General features: G+C 70.8%; 19 protein-coding genes. 2 read left to right on the top strand and 17 right to left on the bottom strand.

The window, feature by feature from the left end; translation table 11 throughout:
- Positions 1-71: 71 nt before the first annotated feature.
- The 14 genes from DEI91_RS03200 to DEI91_RS03130 all read right to left on the bottom strand — a co-directional run bounded on the left by DEI91_RS03200 (position 72) and on the right by DEI91_RS03130 (position 11,957).
- Positions 72-359, bottom strand: coding sequence for an HU family DNA-binding protein (locus tag DEI91_RS03200; RefSeq protein WP_111050904.1), 288 nt, complete (start codon positions 357-359; stop codon positions 72-74).
- 301 nt (positions 360-660) lie between these two features.
- Positions 661-966 carry a 30S ribosomal protein S14 gene (gene rpsN, locus DEI91_RS03195; RefSeq protein ID WP_111050903.1) on the bottom strand — a complete coding sequence of 102 codons (306 nt, stop codon included), beginning with the start codon at positions 964-966 and terminating at the stop codon, positions 661-663.
- Positions 967-969: 3 nt separating this feature from the next.
- Complete coding sequence (gene rpmG, locus DEI91_RS03190; RefSeq protein ID WP_017886456.1) at positions 970-1,140, bottom strand: 50S ribosomal protein L33; 171 nt, start codon at positions 1,138-1,140, stop codon at positions 970-972.
- Positions 1,140-1,376, bottom strand: a complete 237-nt coding sequence (gene rpmB / locus DEI91_RS03185) for a 50S ribosomal protein L28 (protein ID WP_111050902.1) — start codon at positions 1,374-1,376, stop codon at positions 1,140-1,142. Before rpmB ends, rpmG begins: the two co-directional genes overlap by 1 nt.
- 348 nt (positions 1,377-1,724) lie before the next feature.
- Entirely contained in the window at positions 1,725-3,173 is a 1,449-nt protein-coding gene (locus DEI91_RS03180; protein ID WP_258374277.1) for a lipase maturation factor family protein, read from the bottom strand.
- 70 nt (positions 3,174-3,243) lie between these two features.
- Positions 3,244-3,864 carry a TetR/AcrR family transcriptional regulator gene (locus DEI91_RS03175; protein WP_181439452.1) on the bottom strand — a complete coding sequence of 207 codons (621 nt, stop codon included), beginning with the start codon at positions 3,862-3,864 and terminating at the stop codon, positions 3,244-3,246.
- Complete coding sequence (locus DEI91_RS03170) at positions 3,861-4,337, bottom strand: MarR family winged helix-turn-helix transcriptional regulator (RefSeq protein ID WP_146244183.1); 477 nt, start codon at positions 4,335-4,337, stop codon at positions 3,861-3,863. Before DEI91_RS03170 ends, DEI91_RS03175 begins: the two co-directional genes overlap by 4 nt.
- Before the next feature lie 4 nt (positions 4,338-4,341).
- Entirely contained in the window at positions 4,342-5,997 is a 1,656-nt protein-coding gene (locus tag DEI91_RS03165) for an MDR family MFS transporter (RefSeq protein WP_111050898.1), read from the bottom strand.
- Between the two features lie 729 nt (positions 5,998-6,726).
- Positions 6,727-7,413, bottom strand: a complete 687-nt coding sequence (locus DEI91_RS03155) for an alpha/beta fold hydrolase (protein ID WP_111050896.1) — start codon at positions 7,411-7,413, stop codon at positions 6,727-6,729.
- Positions 7,414-7,423: 10 nt separating this feature from the next.
- Complete coding sequence (locus DEI91_RS03150; RefSeq protein WP_111050895.1) at positions 7,424-7,846, bottom strand: Fur family transcriptional regulator; 423 nt, start codon at positions 7,844-7,846, stop codon at positions 7,424-7,426.
- Positions 7,843-8,763: a metal ABC transporter permease gene (locus tag DEI91_RS03145; protein ID WP_111050894.1), complete on the bottom strand. Its 921-nt coding sequence runs from the start codon at positions 8,761-8,763 to the stop codon at positions 7,843-7,845. Before DEI91_RS03145 ends, DEI91_RS03150 begins: the two co-directional genes overlap by 4 nt.
- Positions 8,763-9,656: a metal ABC transporter ATP-binding protein gene (locus tag DEI91_RS03140; RefSeq protein ID WP_110890619.1), complete on the bottom strand. Its 894-nt coding sequence runs from the start codon at positions 9,654-9,656 to the stop codon at positions 8,763-8,765. Before DEI91_RS03140 ends, DEI91_RS03145 begins: the two co-directional genes overlap by 1 nt.
- A complete protein-coding gene (locus tag DEI91_RS03135) occupies positions 9,653-10,567 on the bottom strand; it encodes a metal ABC transporter solute-binding protein, Zn/Mn family (RefSeq protein WP_111050893.1) in 915 nt (304 codons plus the stop codon). The genes DEI91_RS03140 and DEI91_RS03135 overlap by 4 nt, the downstream gene beginning before the upstream one ends.
- A gap of 121 nt (positions 10,568-10,688) precedes the next feature.
- Positions 10,689-11,957: a PTS transporter subunit EIIC gene (locus tag DEI91_RS03130; protein WP_111050892.1), complete on the bottom strand. Its 1,269-nt coding sequence runs from the start codon at positions 11,955-11,957 to the stop codon at positions 10,689-10,691.
- Positions 11,958-12,135: 178 nt separating this feature from the next.
- On the opposite strand from DEI91_RS03130, the gene DEI91_RS03125 reads away from it, so the two are divergent.
- Together DEI91_RS03125 and DEI91_RS03120 are read left to right on the top strand one after the other, a co-directional pair.
- Positions 12,136-12,372: a glucose PTS transporter subunit EIIB gene (locus DEI91_RS03125; protein WP_110823137.1), complete on the top strand. Its 237-nt coding sequence runs from the start codon at positions 12,136-12,138 to the stop codon at positions 12,370-12,372.
- A complete protein-coding gene (locus tag DEI91_RS03120; RefSeq protein WP_111050891.1) occupies positions 12,369-12,821 on the top strand; it encodes a PTS glucose transporter subunit IIA in 453 nt (150 codons plus the stop codon). The genes DEI91_RS03125 and DEI91_RS03120 overlap by 4 nt, the downstream gene beginning before the upstream one ends.
- A gap of 61 nt (positions 12,822-12,882) precedes the next feature.
- Here DEI91_RS03120 and DEI91_RS03115 read toward each other — a convergent pair whose 3' ends face one another.
- The 3 genes from DEI91_RS03115 to DEI91_RS03105 form a co-directional block, all read right to left on the bottom strand.
- The gene (locus DEI91_RS03115) at positions 12,883-13,617 is read right to left on the bottom strand and encodes a GntR family transcriptional regulator (RefSeq protein WP_111050890.1); all 735 of its coding nucleotides are present in this window, start codon (positions 13,615-13,617) and stop codon (positions 12,883-12,885) included.
- Positions 13,618-13,744: 127 nt separating this feature from the next.
- A complete protein-coding gene (locus tag DEI91_RS03110) occupies positions 13,745-14,320 on the bottom strand; it encodes a GNAT family N-acetyltransferase (protein WP_111050889.1) in 576 nt (191 codons plus the stop codon).
- A 108-nt stretch (positions 14,321-14,428) separates the two neighbouring features.
- The coding region (locus tag DEI91_RS03105) for a dihydrolipoamide acetyltransferase family protein (protein WP_258374276.1) at positions 14,429-15,710 on the bottom strand (1,282 nt) is incomplete at its 5' end.

Below are 15,710 nucleotides of genomic sequence, written 5' to 3'. Positions count from 1 at the left end.
ACCGTCGGCACGCTGTGGGAACGACGGAAGGGACGGCGCGGACGCCGTCCCTTCCGTGGAGTTGTGGGGTCTTACTTGACCGCAGCCTTGAGCTTGCTGCCGGCGCTGACCTTGACCGAGTCGCTCGCGGCGATCTCGATGGCCTCACCCGTCTGCGGGTTGCGGCCGGTGCGTGCGGCGCGGTGGGTCTTCTCGAAGGCGATCCAGCCGGGGATCGTGACCTTGGTGTCGTCCGCGACGGACTTGCCGACGACGGCGAAGAGCGCGTCGACGACGCCGTTGACGGTGGCCTGGCTCTGGCCGGACTCGGCGGCGACGGCAGCGACGAGCTCGGTGCGGTTCAGTGACTTGTCAGCCATTGGATGTCCTCCTCGGACTTCTTGCGTATGGGTCGGACGCGGACGTCCGGATGCCCGGGACGGTTGTCCCGTGCTGCGGATCCGGCAGGCCGAGGGCCCGTGGAACCGGTGATGAACCTACCAGCCGGTACCGGGGTTTCCCGTCGACTCGCCCCGATTTCCGGGCCTGTGGAGCAGCGGGAGGGGCTGGAGGGGCCGGTGTGACGATCGATGCACGCACGGATGCCCCTCCCGGGCACCTCCCGGACGACGACGCCCCCACGACCTCGGGAGGTCGCGGGGGCGTCGGGGGTGCTGGTGCTTACCAGGAGCTCTTCGTGATGCCCGGCAGCTCGCCACGGTGCGCCATGTCGCGGAAGCGGACACGGCTGATGCCGAACTCACCGAGGTGGCCACGGGGGCGGCCGTCGATGGCGTCGCGGTTGCGGTAGCGGACCGGCGAGGCGTCGCGCGGCAGCTTCTGCAGGCCGACGCGGGCGGCCTCGCGGGACTCGTCGGTGCCGTTCGGGTCCACGAGGGCCTTCTTCAGCTCGAGGCGACGCTCGGCGTACCGCTCGATGACGACGGCGCGCTGGTTGTTCTTCGCGATCTTGCTCTTCTTCGCCATGACTCAGCGCTCCTCACGGAAGTCGACGTGCTTGCGGATGACCGGGTCGTACTTCTTCAGCACGAGACGGTCGGGGTTGTTCCGGCGGTTCTTCTTGGTCACGTACGTGAACCCGGTACCCGCGGTGGAACGGAGCTTGATGATCGGACGGATGTCCTGACCCTTCTTGGCCATCAGATCTTCTCCCCACGGGCGAGGATGCTCGCCACGACGGACTCGATGCCACGAGCGTCGATCACCTTGATGCCCTTGGCGCTGACGTTGAGCGTCACGTTACGACGCAGCGACGGCACGTAGTAGGTCTTCTTCTGCACGTTCGGGTCGAAGCGACGCTTCGTCCGACGGTGCGAGTGCGAGATGGCGTGTCCGAAGCCGGGAACGGCGCCGGTCACCTGGCACACTGCAGCCATGGTTTCCTCCTGATGAATACCGTGCAGCCGGTCGGCTGCACCCAAGGTCACTTGCCTGGCGCGCACGCGCTGCGCCACCGGAGGTGGTTGAGCGAGGGGGTGTGCGCACCGCCCAGACCGGCGTGCCGACCGTCGACGACCTGATCGGACCGTTCGGTCCGACCGGGCCGGGAGGCTCGGATCCGGCACCACGCGACCGCGGCGTTCGCGACGGTCGGAGGGCAGAACAACGGGCGCTCCGCGCAGGCGCGGAGAACCAGCCGCCCACGTTACGCGACCGCCGGGCGCGTCGCAAGCCGGGCCTCCCGTCCGCACCCGTCGGCGAGCACCGGTCCCGGCCAGCCGTGCTCAGCGCCGCAGACCGGACGGCGGCAGGAGCAGCCCGCGTTCCTGCCGGACCCAGTAGAGCCCGGTCGCCCGCCGCTCGGCCCTGGTCGCGAAGCGGTACCGGAAGACCCGCGCCCGCACCCACCGCGGCCGCCGCCCGTCGAACGGGTCGTGGCGGAGCAGTCGGAGCGTCTGCCGGTCGGCCTCGAGCAACCGCAGCACGAACACCCGGAACCACCCGTCGTCCGCTCCGAGTGCCAGGAACCACATGAGCCAGTCGAGCCGGAGGTGGTAGGGCGCGAACTGGGCCGGACGGCGCCGTGGGTCACCGGGCTTCCCCTTGAACTCGTAGGGCAGCCAGTCGCCCTCGTCCGGGTCCTCTGCAAGGGTCCCCTCGACGATGACCTCGTCCCGCTCCTGCGTCACGCTGCCGAAGGCACCGTAGGCGTTGGCGAGGTGCCACCGGTTGAAGGACGCGTTCATGAGCTGCCGCCGCGACACCAGGTTCTTCGCCGAGGGCCAGGACAGCACGAGCAGGAGCAGGCCGACCACGACCGTCAGCCCCACGAACCACGCCGGGGTCGCGGACGGACCGGCCTCCGCGACGTCCCGGAGGAACGGCAGCACCGTCGCGACGGAACGGTCGTCGATCGCGGCGAACGTCAGCACCAGGGTGATCCAGTTGAGCCAGGCGAAGTTGCCCGTGACGACGAGCCACACCTGGGTGAGCAGGACGAGCGCCGCGGCGATCGAGGCGACCGGCTGCGGGGCGAAGAGCAGGAACGGGACGCCGAGCTGGACGACGTGGCTGCCGAGGGTCTCCAGTCGGTGCACGGGCCGGGGCAGCAGGTGCGCCGTCCGGGACATCGGGTTCGGCATCGGCTGCGTCTCGTGGTGGTAGTACAGCGCCGTCAGGTCCCGCCATGACCGGTCGCCGCGCATCTTGATCATCCCGGCGCCGAACTCGAGCCGGAACACCAGCCACCGGATCGCGACGAGGACGACGATCGGCGGCGCGACCTCGTCCGAGCCGAGGAACGCGACGACGAACAACGACTCGAGCAGGAGCGACTCCCACCCGAACCCGTAGAAGGTCTGTCCGACGTCGGAGATGGACATGTAGGCGAGCCAGAGCAGCAGGAAGCAGAGGACCGGCACCCACGCCGGCCCCCGTTGCGGCAGCCCGACGACGATGCCGGCCGACAGGACGGCGCCGCCCCCGGCGAGGATCCGCAGGCGCCGGTCGGTGTACCGCCACCACCGCCAGACGACGGGCAGGGTCCGCGCGTACCGCCGCTCCATGAACCGCGGGACGGGGAGCATTCCCCGTTCACCGAGGAGCGCCGGGAACTGCGCGACGGCGGACAGGAACGCCAGGCACGCGATCGCCGCCACGCCGCGCTGGAGCACGAAGCGGGCGACGTCGTAGTCCTCCGCGCCAGCCCAACTCGTCCACGTCTGCAGGTCCACGGGCCGGAGGCTACGCGGGCGGTGCCGCGGGGAGGTCCGGGACCGCGCAGTCCGGCCGGAGCGAGGTCGATCAGGGGCCGCTGCGCAGCACGGCCGACACGGCGCGCATCGCGCGAGCAACGGCGTCGACCGTGACGACGCTGGCCGCATCGCCCACGTCGCAGGTCGCCCCACCGACGAGCATCGTCCGGATGGTCGCCACGCACATCGAGACGAGCGTGAACGCGGTCGCGTCGCGCTCGTGTGTTGCGATGCCGCGCCGTTGCAGCAGCCGCGCGACGGACGCCGTGGCGTTCTGCTTCGACGCCTTCCACAAGGACCGGTACTCGTCGAGGAGCTGCGGGTAACGGCGGAACACCTCATGGCGGAGCTCGTCTTCGGGGTCGGCTACCTGGTTCCCGAAGGCGGCGAGGACCACGGCCGAGACCGCCGCAGCGACGTCAGCAGGAAGGTCGTCCACCTCGTCGTCGGTGAGCATGCGCTCCTGGGCCGGCTGGAGGCCCACGATGGCTGCTTCCTTGCTGGAGAAGTAGTTGAAGAACGAGCGTGGAGAGATGTCGGCTGCGCGCGCGATCCCCTCGACGGTCACTCCCTCGAGACCGTGCTCGAGACTGCCGACCTGCGCGGCGCGGATGATCCGCTGTCGGGTCGCGGCCCGCTTCCGCTCGCGCAGGCCGACCGGGGAGGTCACAGCAGACCGGCGAGGAGCCGCGCGAGCTCCTCGAGATCGTGGTGCGGCCACGATCCGAGTCGCTCCCGGAACGCACTGCGTGCACTGTCGCGGATGCTCTGGATGCGGTCGGTCGCGGTCGGGGTCGCACGGATGACGACCGCTCGTCGATCGTCGACGTGACGTTCTCGTGTGATCAGCCCCGACGACTCCAGGTGGCTCAGTTGCCGGCTGAGCGCCGCCTTGTCGACGCCGAGCGCGTCCGCGAGGTCGCCGGCGCCGCTGCTGCCGACGACCACGAGCTCGACCAGGACGCGGTACCCGGCCGGCTGCAGGTTCATCTGCGCCGCCTGCTCGCGCATGCCCTGGCGGGACAGCGCGAAGATCGCCATGAACTGTCGTTCGATGCGGATGAACGCGTCGTCGGCGTCCGTGGTCGTCGGGTCGGCCGCGGCTGCCGCCGCGGCCTCGGCCGACCGAGTGTCCTCCGCCACCAGGTCAGCGTCGGGCACGACGCACGCTCCGCGCAGGGGACTCGCCGTTCCCCACCGTCGGGTTGGACCCGGTCACGGTGCCGATGCCGGCGAAGTCCTCGGCCGCGCCGGCGGCCGGTCCGGCGTCGGTCGAGCGCTCGGCGACGGTCTTCGTGGTGAGCGGCACGTTCGGCATGAAGACGATCGCGAGGACGAGCAGGACCGCGATCGGGGCGGCGATGAGGAAGATCTCCGCCACGCCCTGGCCGTACGCCGACTCGATGATCTGGCGTACCCCCTTCGGGAGCGAGCTGACGGCGGGGATGCTGCCGGACGACAGCTCCTCCGCGACTGCGGCGCCCTTCGCGCCCAGCGCAGTGATCGCCTTGGTCAGTGCTTCCTGCTTGTCGCTGATCGCGTCGGCCACGCGGGTCCCGAGGACCGTTCCGAGGACCGAGACGCCGATCGCACCACCCAGGGAGCGGAAGAAGGCGACACCGGAGGACGCAGCGCCGATGTTCCTCGGTTCGGTCGTGTTCTGCACGACCAGGACGAGGTTCTGCATCACGAGTCCGACGCCGCTCCCCATCACGAACATGTAGACCGCGACGATGACGTAGGGCGTGTCGTACGCGATCGTCCCCATGAGGCCGAGACCGACGACGAGCGCGATCGATCCGATGAGCATGATCGACTTCCACCTGCCCGTCTTCGTGACCAGGCTGCCACCGACGGTGGAGGCGATGAGCAGCCCGGCGATCATCGGGATCGTCAGCAGACCCGACTGCGTCGGGGTCGCGCCACGAGCGAGCTGCATGTACTGCGCCAGGTAGACGGTCGCGCCGAACATCGCGATGCCGACGGCGATGGAACCGATGACGGCCATCGTGAAGGTGCGGTTCCGGAAGAGCGTCATCGGGATGATCGGCTCCGCCGCCCGGAGCTCGACGACGACGGTGGCCGCGAGCAGGACGGCCGAACCGATGACCATCACGAACGAGGTGGGAGAGACCCAGTCGAAGTTCTTCCCGGCGAGCGTGACCCAGATGAGCAGGAGCGAGACGCCGCCCGCGATGGTCGTGATGCCGAGGTAGTCGATGGAGACCTTGCGCTCCGGGAGCGTGCGCAGCTTCAGGGTGACCTGCAGCAGGATGATCGCCGCGACCGCGAAGGGCACCCCCACGAAGAAGTTCCAGCGCCACCCGAGCGTGTCGGTGAGGAGACCGCCGAACAGCGGGCCACCGACGGTGCCGACGGCCATCACCGCGCCGAAGTAACCGCCGTAGCGGCCGCGCTCTCGCGGGCTGATGATGTCGGCCAGGATGATCTGGCTCAGTGCGGTGAGACCACCGGCACCGAGGCCCTGCACGACTCGGAACGTGATGAGCGTGCCGGGGTTCTCCGAGAACCCCGCGAGCGCAGAGCCGAGGACGAAGATCACGAGCGAGAGCTGGATGAGCAGCTTGCGGTTGAAGAGGTCGGCGAGCTTGCCCCAGACCGGCGTCGAGACGGTCGTGGCGAGGAGCGTCGAGGTGACGACCCACGTGTAGGCGCTCTCGCCGCCGCCGAGGTCACCGATGATCTTCGGCAGCGACGTGCTGACGACGGTCGACGCGAGGATCGCGACGAACATGCCGAGCAGGAGCCCGGACAGCGCTTCGAGGACCTGCCGGTGCGACATGGCACCGGGCTCGGTCGGGGGCAGCGATGCGGCTGCGGTTCCAGGACGGGACAACGGGACTCCAGGGCAGGCGAGGGATGCCACGCTGCATCCGGATGATTGACGACGGTCAACTATGCCAGATGGTTGAACAATGTCAAGTACGAGCCGGAGTCGACGGCATCACGGCTTCGACTGCGTGGTCGCGACGAGTCTCGACAGCCGGTCGGGTAGCGACCGTTCCTCGGGCGGCGCGCCCCACGGATGAGCAACGCGCAGCACACCAGCATCGCTCCCGGAGAACCAGCGAAGTCGCACCGAGGACGGCTGGTGGCGGACATCCAGCGGACACGAGCACGACGATCCCGGTCAGGGCGAGCGGGATGCCCGTGAGCAAGGCCACCCGATCGGCGACTCCCGGCTGCTGCGCATCGTTCGTCGACTCAGGACCGGTGCGTGAGGGTGGACGCCCACCGTCCGCGCCCCCACCAGAGCTGCGACGCAACCTGTCGGAGGACGCCAGCGCGAGGCCGGGAATCCGACGTGTGATCGCCATGACCGAGCACTTCCTGCCGACCGCCGCGTGCACCACGGCGGTGCGGCCAGGTGGCACGGCAGCCGGACGCGTCACTCGCCCGACGCGGGACACCACCCGCGCTCGACCCGGGTCACACGAACGCTCGGCGGCCGTCCGGGCGGCGGCGGACGGCGTGACCGCGACGGGACGGTAGGCGCCCGGCGGACGACCGGCTAGACGCCGTCCGTCGGACGCGGCGCGAGCGCCTGCAGGATGAGCGCACCGAGCTCCCGCGGCACCGTGAGCATCGGCCAGTGCCCGGCGTGCAGCCCGACGATCTCGAGCTCCTCGGTCGCGACGAGTTCCGCGGCCCAGGCCTGGTGGTCGGCGACCATGCCGGCCAGCTCGTCCACCGCGATCTCGCACGTGATCACCGTCGCCGGGATCCGGTGCCGGGCGGGGTCCGTGTAGTGGAAGCGGTCGGAGGCGACCCGCGCGGGCTCGGGGACCGCCCGGCGCTCGAGGTCCGCCCGGACCGCCGGCGTCATGTCCCGCACGGTCGCCGGTTCCCAGACGTCCCAGGACGGCAGCGGGAGGCGTCCGTCGACGACCGGCAGCTCGTCGTTGACGCAGCCGCCCTCGGGACCCGGGAACGTGTCGACGTACACCAGGTGCCGCACGCGGTCCGGGCGGCGGTCGGCGGCCGTGAAGGCGAGCGGACCCGCGCCGGAGTGGCCGACGAGCACCACGGGTTCCGGAGCGGCGTCGAGGCGGCGGACGAGGTCGGTCACCTGCTCGTCGAGCGTCTCCCCGGAGCGGGTCACCGCGTCGACGCTGTGGCCGGCGGCGCGGAGGACCGGGACGACGTCGTCCCACGCGCTCGCGTCGAGCCAGAACCCGGGCACCAGGATGACGTGCATGTCGCGGAGACTACGCGCCACCGCGGTCAGCGGCACGGGCCGTGCACGCGTCGCACTCGCCGAAGACGTCGACCACGTGGCTGGCGTTCGAGAAGCCGTTCGCCGCGGCCGTCGCACGCGCCCACTCCTCCACCGGGTCCGCCTGGATCTCGACCGTCCGGCCGCACACCCGGCAGATGAGGTGGTGGTGGTGCTTGTCCGTCGTGCACGCCCGGTACAGCGATTCGCCGTCCTGCTGCAGCGAGTCCGCGTCGCCGTCGTTCGCGAGGTCGGAGAGCGCCCGGTACACGGTCGCGAGGCCGATCGTCGACCCGCTGTCGCGCAGGTGCGCGTGCAGCGCCTGCGCGCTGACGAACCCCTCGGTCTCGGAGAGGGCGCCGCGGACCGCTTCGCGCTGCCAGGTGTTGCGTCGTGGCTTCTGCACGGCGTTCATGCTGTGACCCCTTCCTTCGTGGTGGCCGGGAGGCTCGTCCCGCCACCGGTCTGCTGCTCGCGGTCCGTCACCCGGTCGCGTCCCCGGCGTTCCCGCCGGGCGCCGATGACCCGACAGACGACCCAGATGAGGAACGAGATGGTCGTCACGTACGGGCTGATCGGCAGGCCGCCGCCCAGTGCCAGCAGGATGCCGCCGACCACCGACGTCACCGCGAACACGACGGAGAGCAGCGGGACCAGCACCGGGTTGACCGTGACCCGCAGGGCCGCGGCCGCCGGGGTGACGAGGAGCGAGAGCACGAGGAGCGCCCCGACGATCTGCACGGACACCGCCGTGGCCAGGCCGAGCACGAGCATGAACACGAGCCCGAGCGTGCGGACCGGGATCCCGGCGGCGGCTGCGACGTCCGGGTCGACGGACGAGAACATCAGCGGGCGCCAGATCACGACGAGGGTGACGACCACGACGGCCGAGATGAGCACGAGGAACCCGAGCTGCGGGTTGTCGACGGACACGATCTGGCCGGTGAGCAGGCCGAACTTGTTCGCCGCCCGGCCCTTGTACAGCGCCAGGCAGAGGATCCCGAGGCCGAGGCCGAACGGCATGAGCACCGCGATGATCGAGTTGCGGTCGCGTGCCCGACTGCCGAGCAGCCCGATGAGCAGCGCGGCGACGAGCGACCCCACCACCGAGCCGCTGACGACGTTGACGCCGAGCAGGAGGGACGCACTGGCACCGGCGAAGGACAGCTCGCTGATCCCGTGCACGGCGAAGGGCATGTTCCGGGCGACGACGAACGGCCCGATGAGCCCGCCGACGACACCGAGCACGGCGCCCGCGAGGATCGAGTTCCGCACGAGCACGAGCAGCTCGCCGTAGTCCTGGAACGAGAAGACGGTCGACCAGACGTCCATCAGAACCGCCCTTCGTCCGGGCCGACCCCGTGCGGGGCTGGTTCACAGTGGTGGTGGCCGACGCCCGCGGTGTCGTGCGCGTCGCTCGCACCGACGATGACGATCCGGCCCATCGTGCGGACGACGTCGACGGGGGTGCCGTACAGGTCGCTGAGTACGTCGGCGCGGAGGACCTCGTCAGGGGCGCCGATCCGGAAGCGTCCGCCGGCGATGTAGAGCACCCGGTCGACGACGTCGAGGATCGGGTTGACGTCGTGGGTGACGAACAGCACCGCGGCGCCCTGCTGACGGCGCTGCCGGTCGATGAGCTCGGTGACACCGCGCTGGTGCCGGAGGTCGAGCGAGATGAGGGGTTCGTCGCACAGCAGGAGCGCGGGGTCGGCGGCGATCGCCTGCCCGACGCGGGTGCGCTGCTGCTCGCCGCCCGACAGCTCGGCGACGGGTGCGTCGGCGAACTCGGTGGCGCCGACCTCGTCGACGATCCGGTCGATGCGCTCGCGTTCGGCCTTCCGCTCGGGTCGGAGGCCCCAGCGGTGCCCGGTCACGCCCTGCGCGATCATGTCGCGGGCACGCAGGGGGGTGCCGGACTCCATGAGCCGCTGCTGCGGGATGTACCCGATCTTCCGGTGCCCCCGGCGGACCGGTCGTCCGAGGAACGACATCGAACCGCTCGTCAGACGCTGCTGGCCGAGCACGGTCCGGAGCAGCGAGGTCTTGCCCGCACCGTTCGGCCCGAGGACCGCGACGAACTCACCCGGTGCCACGTCCAGGTCGAGGCCGTCCCAGAGCGCGCGGCTCCCGTACGACAGCCCGGCCTGGCGGAGCGCGAGCACAGCGGGACCGCCACTGCGCGCGGCAGTGGCGGTCCGGTTCGGCTCCTGGACCGTCGTCACTTCGTCAGTGCCGCCTGCACCGCGTCGATGTTCGCCTGCTGCCACGAGACGTAATCCTCCCCCTTCGGGAGCGTCTCCGTCACACCGACCACCGGGACACCGGCGTCCTCGGCGGCCTTCTGGACCTGTTCGGTCTCCGGGCTGGAGGTCTGCTCGTTGACGGCGAGGAGCTCCGCACCGCCGTCCGTGAAGAGCTTGAGCGTGTCGTTGAGCGCTGCCGGCGGGACGTCGTCACCCTCCTCGATCGCCTCGGAGAAGTCGTCGGGCGTGACGTTGTCGAGGCCCATCGCGTCGAACAGGTAGCCCGGCACCGGCTCGGTGTACGCCACCTTGTCCCCGTCGACGGTCTTCGCGATGTCGGCGGTCTGCGACTCGAGGTCCTGCAGCTTCTCGGTGAGTGCGTCGGCGTTCGTCGCGAACGTGCTCTTGTCCGCTCCGTCGAGGTCGCTGAGGCGCTTCGCGACCTCGTCGACGAGCTTCACCATGGCCGGGTAGCTGTAGAAGACGTGCTCGTTGAACTCGTCGGAGCCGCCCGAGTCGAGCCCGGACACGTCGACGGCGTTGATCAGGTCGGCCTCCGTGTTCGACGACTTCGCGAGCGTCGTCATGAAGTCGTCGTAGCCGCCGCCGTTCTCGATGAGCAGGTCGGCCTTGGACACGGCGAGCTGCGTCTTCGCGCTCGACTCGAACGAGTGCGGGTCCTGGGACGGGTCCTCGAGGATGCTCGTCACGTCGACGTGGTCGCCGCCGATGGTCTCGACGATCGAGCCGTAGACGTTCGTCGAGGTGACGACGCGGATCGTGCCGTCGCTGCTGTCGTCGGACGGCGTGGAGGAGGTGGCGCAGCCGGTCAGGGCGAGCGCGGCGGCGCCGGCGACGAGCGGCAGGGCGAGGAGGCGGCGGGAGTGCATGGGAAGGACGCTAGCGCCAGGTGATAACGATTGTCAAAAGCGTGAGTGCCGGGCGGTCCACGGACCGACGGGAGGCCCGTCACCAGCTGGTGACGGGCCTCCCGGTGGGCGGTCCCGGCGGCTACGGCTTGGTCGCCGCGTCGATCGAGTTCTCGGCGATCGTGTCCTCCTCGCGCCCCGGGGTGCGGAGGTTCCACTTCTTGATCACGAAACTGAAGAGGAAGTAGTAGACGACCGCGTACGCCAGGCCGATCGGGATGAGCCAGATCGCCCCGTCCGCCTTGCCGAAGTTGAGCACGTAGTCGATCGCCCCCGCCGAGAACGAGAACCCGTCGTTGATGCCGAGGGCGTTCACCAGCGCGAGCGATGTCCCGGTGAGCACCGCGTGGATGACGTAGAGCGGGAACGCCACGAACATGAACGAGTACTCGAGCGGCTCGGTGATGCCGGTGACGAACGACGTCAGCGCGGCCGAGAGCATGATGCCGCCGACGAGCTTGCGGTTCTGCGGCTTGGCGTTCCGCCAGATCGCCAGGGCACCGGCCGGGAGCGCGAACATCATGATCGGGAAGAAGCCGGTCTGGAAGATGCCCGCCGTCGGGTCGCCCGCGAGGAAGCGCGGGATGTCACCGTGGACGATCGTGCCGTCGGCGCCGGTGAAGCTGCCGAGCTGGAACCACGGGAAGAAGTTGAGCAGCTGGTGCAGGCCGACCGGGATGAGCATGCGGTTGACGAACCCGAACACGCCACCACCGAGGACGGCGTTGTCCGCGACGGTCTGCCCGGCCCAGGTGAGCGCGATGTCGAAGTACCGGTAGAAGAACGACATGACCACGGCGATGACCAGCGCGGCGGCGGCGGTCATGATCGGCACGAGACGACGGCCCGAGAAGAACCCGAGGAAGTCGGGCATCTTCGTCCGGTGGAAGCGCTGCCACAGGACCGCGGAGACGAGGCCCATCACGATGCCGCCGAGGACACCGAAGTTGATGGTGGCCTGGTCGCCGTTCGCGTCCTCGACACCGGCGAGCACGATCGGCGACATGGCCGCGAACACCTGGTACATGACCATGTAGCCGACGACCGCGGCGAGTGCCGTCGTGCCGTCCGACTTCTTCGCCCAACCGATCGCGATGCCGACCGCGAAGAGCAACGGGAGCCAGGTGAAGACACCGTTGCCCGCCGCGGCGATGATCGTCGCGCCCTGCTCGAAGCCCGGGATCGCGCCGAGCATGTCGGACTGACCGAGGCGGAGGAGGATGCCGGCCGCGGGCATGACCGCGATCGGGAGGAGCAGACTGCGGCCGAGCCGCTGGGCGTTGGCGAAGAGCTTGCTCTGCTTCTTCGGCGTCTTCTTCTCCGGCACGTCCGTGGGGGCAGCGGTGCTCATCGGCGGTCCTCTCGTCATCGGGTGGAGCTGGTCGGGGTGAGTTGAGTCGTGTGGTCGGCGCAGGTACCCTCGGCAGTGTCGCCAGGCCCGGTCCTGTCCGGTCATGACCAGTTCGTAGTGTCGATGACCACGACGGCCGTGTCAACCTGTGGGCGAACCCGTAACGAGGAGGAAACAGATGGCCGACATCAAGGCAGCCGACATCATCGCCGCACTCGGCGGAACCGACAACATCGACGAGGTCGAGGGCTGCATCACGCGCCTGCGCGTCGAGGTCGAGGACGGCGACCTCGTCGACAAGGACGCCCTCAAGGCTGCCGGCGCCCAGGCCGTCGTCGGCGGCGGCACCGGCTGGCAGGTCATCGTCGGCCCGATCGCGGACAACCTCGCCCAGGACATCCAGGACGAACTGTGACGGTCGTCCGCACGCCGTTCGCCGGACCGGTCGTCGCACTCGCCGACGTGCCGGACCCGGTGTTCGCCGAGCAGCTCGTCGGCGCGGGGGTCGCGGTCGACCCGTCCGCCGTGACGGGCACGGTGACCGCGGTGGCCCCGGTCGACGGGACCATCGTCAAGCTGCACCCGCACGCGTTCGCCCTGCAGGGTGCGGCGGGGACCGACGTCCTCGTGCACGTCGGCATCGACACGGTCAAGCTCAAGGGCGAGGGCTTCGAGCTGCTCGCCACCGAGGGGGACACCGTCGCGGCCGGTGACCCCGTCGTGCGCTTCGACCCGTCGGCGATCATCGCCGCGGGCTACTCCCCCGTCGTGCCGGTCGTCGTGCTCGGGTCCACGCCGGACTCGGTCCCCCAGGGCGCGGTCGGCACCGACGTCGCGGCCGGCGACGGCCTGTTCGAGGTCTGACGGCCGTCGGGCAGGCCGGGGTTCTCCGACGATCGTCGTCACCCCCCGGGGACGCGTCCGGTCAGGCGATCGCCCGCGCGGCCGTGACCTCCATCTGCACCCGGTACCGGTCCGACCGGTACCAGCTGCGCGCGTGCTCGACCGGCCGCGTGCCCGAGTAGGACACCCGGTCGAACTCGAGCAAGGGCGCCCCCGTCCGCGTCCCGAGGAGCGTCGCCACCTCGTCCGCAGCGGGGTTCGCCGCGACCGTCTGCTGCGCCCGGTCGATCGGGTGCCCGTACACGTCGGCCGCGATCGAGTAGACCGACCCTGACAGGTCGTGTTCGAGCAGCCCGGGGAACACCGCCGCGGCGAGCCAGGCGTCGTCGACGGACACCGGTGCGCCGTCCGCCATCCGCAGCCGCTTGAGGTGGTACGCGGCCTCACCCTCGGCCAGCCGGAGCGCGGCGATCGTCGCGGCCGGAGGCACCCGCTCCTCACGGACGAGCACCACCGTCGTCGGCACGTGCCCCATCGCCCGCATCTCCTCGGTGAACGACGCCAGGTGCAGCGTCGACTGCATCGGGCGGTGCGCGACGAACGTGCCCTTGCCACGGACGCGCTCGAGGTGCCCCTCGTTCACGAGCTGCCCGAGGGCCTCCCGTACCGTGATGCGGGAGACGCCGTACTCGGCGATGAGCTGGCGCTCGGAGGGGATCGCCGCGCCGGGCGCGAGGCGGTTCGTGATGAGGTCGAGCAGGATCCGCCGCAACTGCTGGTGCTTCGGTTCAGCACCCTCGGTGATGCGGCGGGACAAGCGGACTCCTCGGGCTGCGGCGGTGGTCCTGTGCGGACATGACCAGTGCCCTCACAGTACCGTCCGACGCTGCGCGGTCCAACGGGGCACGGTCCCACGGCGACGCGGCGCGCGGCCGCGGCCCGGGCTACGCGTTGGCGATGAGCCAGTCGAGCTGCATCCGCGTCAGTTCGCGGTCGCTCCAGGCCTGGCACTCGGTGCCGCCCGGCCCCGTAGCGGCCGACGGGCCCTGCCACACCTGCGTCAGGCCGACGCGGGCGAGCACCCGTGCGGAGGCGGGGTTGTTCGTGAGGACCCGGGCCGTCACCGGCAGCTCGGGGTGGACGTGCTGTGCGGCGTCGACCGCGGCCCGCGCCAGCTCGGTCGCGTAGCCGTGCCCGTGGTGCTCCGGGAGGAGCCGGTACCCGAGGTTCCACACGCCGCCGGCGGTGCGGTCGACCCCGCCGAGCCCGATGAAGGCCCGGGAGTCGGCAGCACGCGCGACCCACGAACCGAGTCCGTACCGCACCCGACCGCCGATCTTCCGCTGCACGAGGTCCTCGGTGTCGGCCCGGGAGGTGTGCCGCCCGGAGGGGAGGTGGGTCCAGGTGCGGGCGTCCGAGAAGAGGCCGTGCACCGCGTCGATGTCCGCGGGCGTCACGGGGGTGAGCACCAGGCGACCCGTCCGGATCTCCTGCTGCGGGAGGAGCAGCTGGTGGACCATTGGACGATCTTCCCCCGCGCCGCCGACAACGACGTGAACGGCACACCACGACCGCGTGACCCGGACCGAGCGGGACCGGCGCCCGGGCGGGACGGCGTGCTCGCGAAGTCAGTCCAGCAGGAGCGCCGGCTCCTCGAGCACCGAGGCGACGTCGTGCACGAAGCGCGAGGCCACGTCGCCGTCGACGACACGGTGGTCGAACGAGGCGCCGATCGTGGTCACCATCCGGGACCGGACGTCCCCGTCGACGACCCAGGGCTTCGGCTTGATCGTGCCCATCGCGACGATGGCGACCTCGCCCGGGTTGAGGATCGGCGTCCCCGTGTCCATGCCGAAGACACCGATGTTCGTGATCGTGATCGTGCCGTCGGCCATCTGCGCGGGGCTCGTCTTGCCGTCGCGCGCGGTCAGGGTCATCTCCTCGATCGCCTTGGCGAGCTCGAGGAGCGACATGTCCTGGGCGTCCTTGATGTTCGGCACGAGGAGGCCGCGCGGGGTGGCCGCGGCGAACCCGAGGTTCACGAAGTGGTGGACGATGATCTCGCGGTCGGTCCACGAGGAGTTCACCGAACGGTTGCGGCGGACGGCCCAGATCACGGCCTTCGCCATGATGAGCAGCGGCGACACCTTCACCCCGGCGAACGTCGGCGATTCCTTGAGGCGCTTGACGAACTCCATCGTGCGGGTCGCGTCGACGTCCACGAAGAGCGACACGTGCGGCGCGGTGAACGCCGAGGTCGTCATCGCGGTCGCGATGGCCTTCCGCACGCCCTTCACCGGGATGGTCTCCTGGCGGACCCCACCCCACTCGGGCGTCTCGATGTTGCGGAACACGCTGGCCTGCTTCGCGTGCCGGATCACGTCGTCCCGCGTGACCTCGCCGGCGAGCCCGGTGGGGACGACCGTCGTCAGGTCGACGTCCAGGTCCTTCGCGAGCTTCCGGATCGGCGGCTTCGCCATGACCTGCAGCGCCGAGCCGCTCGGCATCGTCGGGCGGGCGGGGCGCCGGCCCTGCGCGGCGACGGCGTCGGCGGTGGTGGCCTCGCCGTCGTCGGTCACCAGGTCGAGGTCGGCCTCCCGACTGGAGGCCCGGCTCGCCTGCGCCGCGGCCGCTGCGGCCCGGCGGGCGCCCGGCTTGCGGCGGGACGGTGCGGAAGTCGCGGACCCGTAGCCGACGAGGACGGCGCCGGAGCCCTCGTCCGTGCCGACCACGCCGGCGTCGACGGCGACCTGTGCGAACGCGGCGGGGGCCGTCGGTGCGGCGGGAGGGGCCGGGGCAGCAGCGGGCGCGGCGCAGGCGAGCCGGGCCTCCAGTCGGGAGGCCGACCTCGACCTGGTGACCGACGACGGCGAGGCCACCACCGCCGACGCCGTCGCCGCGCAGGGCCGG

Origin of the sequence: Curtobacterium sp. MCBD17_032, assembly GCF_003234855.1 — a bacterium.
Taxonomy (GTDB): domain Bacteria; phylum Actinomycetota; class Actinomycetes; order Actinomycetales; family Microbacteriaceae; genus Curtobacterium.
Note: the sequence above shows the minus strand (reverse complement) of the source record. Positions and strands in the feature narration are given on the sequence as shown.

Excerpts from the sequence above, each read along its gene's own strand:
- DEI91_RS03200 (WP_111050904.1), bottom strand. The coding sequence starts at position 359 with ATGGCTGACAAGTCACTGAACCGCACCGAGCTCGTCGCTGCCGTCGCC.
- rpsN (WP_111050903.1), bottom strand. The coding sequence starts at position 966 with ATGGCGAAGAAGAGCAAGATCGCGAAGAACAACCAGCGCGCCGTCGTC.
- rpmG (WP_017886456.1), bottom strand. The coding sequence starts at position 1,140 with ATGGCCAAGAAGGGTCAGGACATCCGTCCGATCATCAAGCTCCGTTCC.
- rpmB (WP_111050902.1), bottom strand. The coding sequence starts at position 1,376 with ATGGCTGCAGTGTGCCAGGTGACCGGCGCCGTTCCCGGCTTCGGACAC.
- DEI91_RS03165 (WP_111050898.1), bottom strand. The coding sequence starts at position 5,997 with ATGTCGCACCGGCAGGTCCTCGAAGCGCTGTCCGGGCTCCTGCTCGGC.
- DEI91_RS03155 (WP_111050896.1), bottom strand. The coding sequence starts at position 7,413 with ATGCACGTCATCCTGGTGCCCGGGTTCTGGCTCGACGCGAGCGCGTGG.
- DEI91_RS03150 (WP_111050895.1), bottom strand. The coding sequence starts at position 7,846 with ATGAACGCCGTGCAGAAGCCACGACGCAACACCTGGCAGCGCGAAGCG.
- DEI91_RS03145 (WP_111050894.1), bottom strand. The coding sequence starts at position 8,763 with ATGGACGTCTGGTCGACCGTCTTCTCGTTCCAGGACTACGGCGAGCTG.
- DEI91_RS03135 (WP_111050893.1), bottom strand. The coding sequence starts at position 10,567 with ATGCACTCCCGCCGCCTCCTCGCCCTGCCGCTCGTCGCCGGCGCCGCC.
- DEI91_RS03130 (WP_111050892.1), bottom strand. The coding sequence starts at position 11,957 with ATGAGCACCGCTGCCCCCACGGACGTGCCGGAGAAGAAGACGCCGAAG.
- DEI91_RS03125 (WP_110823137.1), top strand. The coding sequence starts at position 12,136 with ATGGCCGACATCAAGGCAGCCGACATCATCGCCGCACTCGGCGGAACC.
- DEI91_RS03110 (WP_111050889.1), bottom strand. The coding sequence starts at position 14,320 with ATGGTCCACCAGCTGCTCCTCCCGCAGCAGGAGATCCGGACGGGTCGC.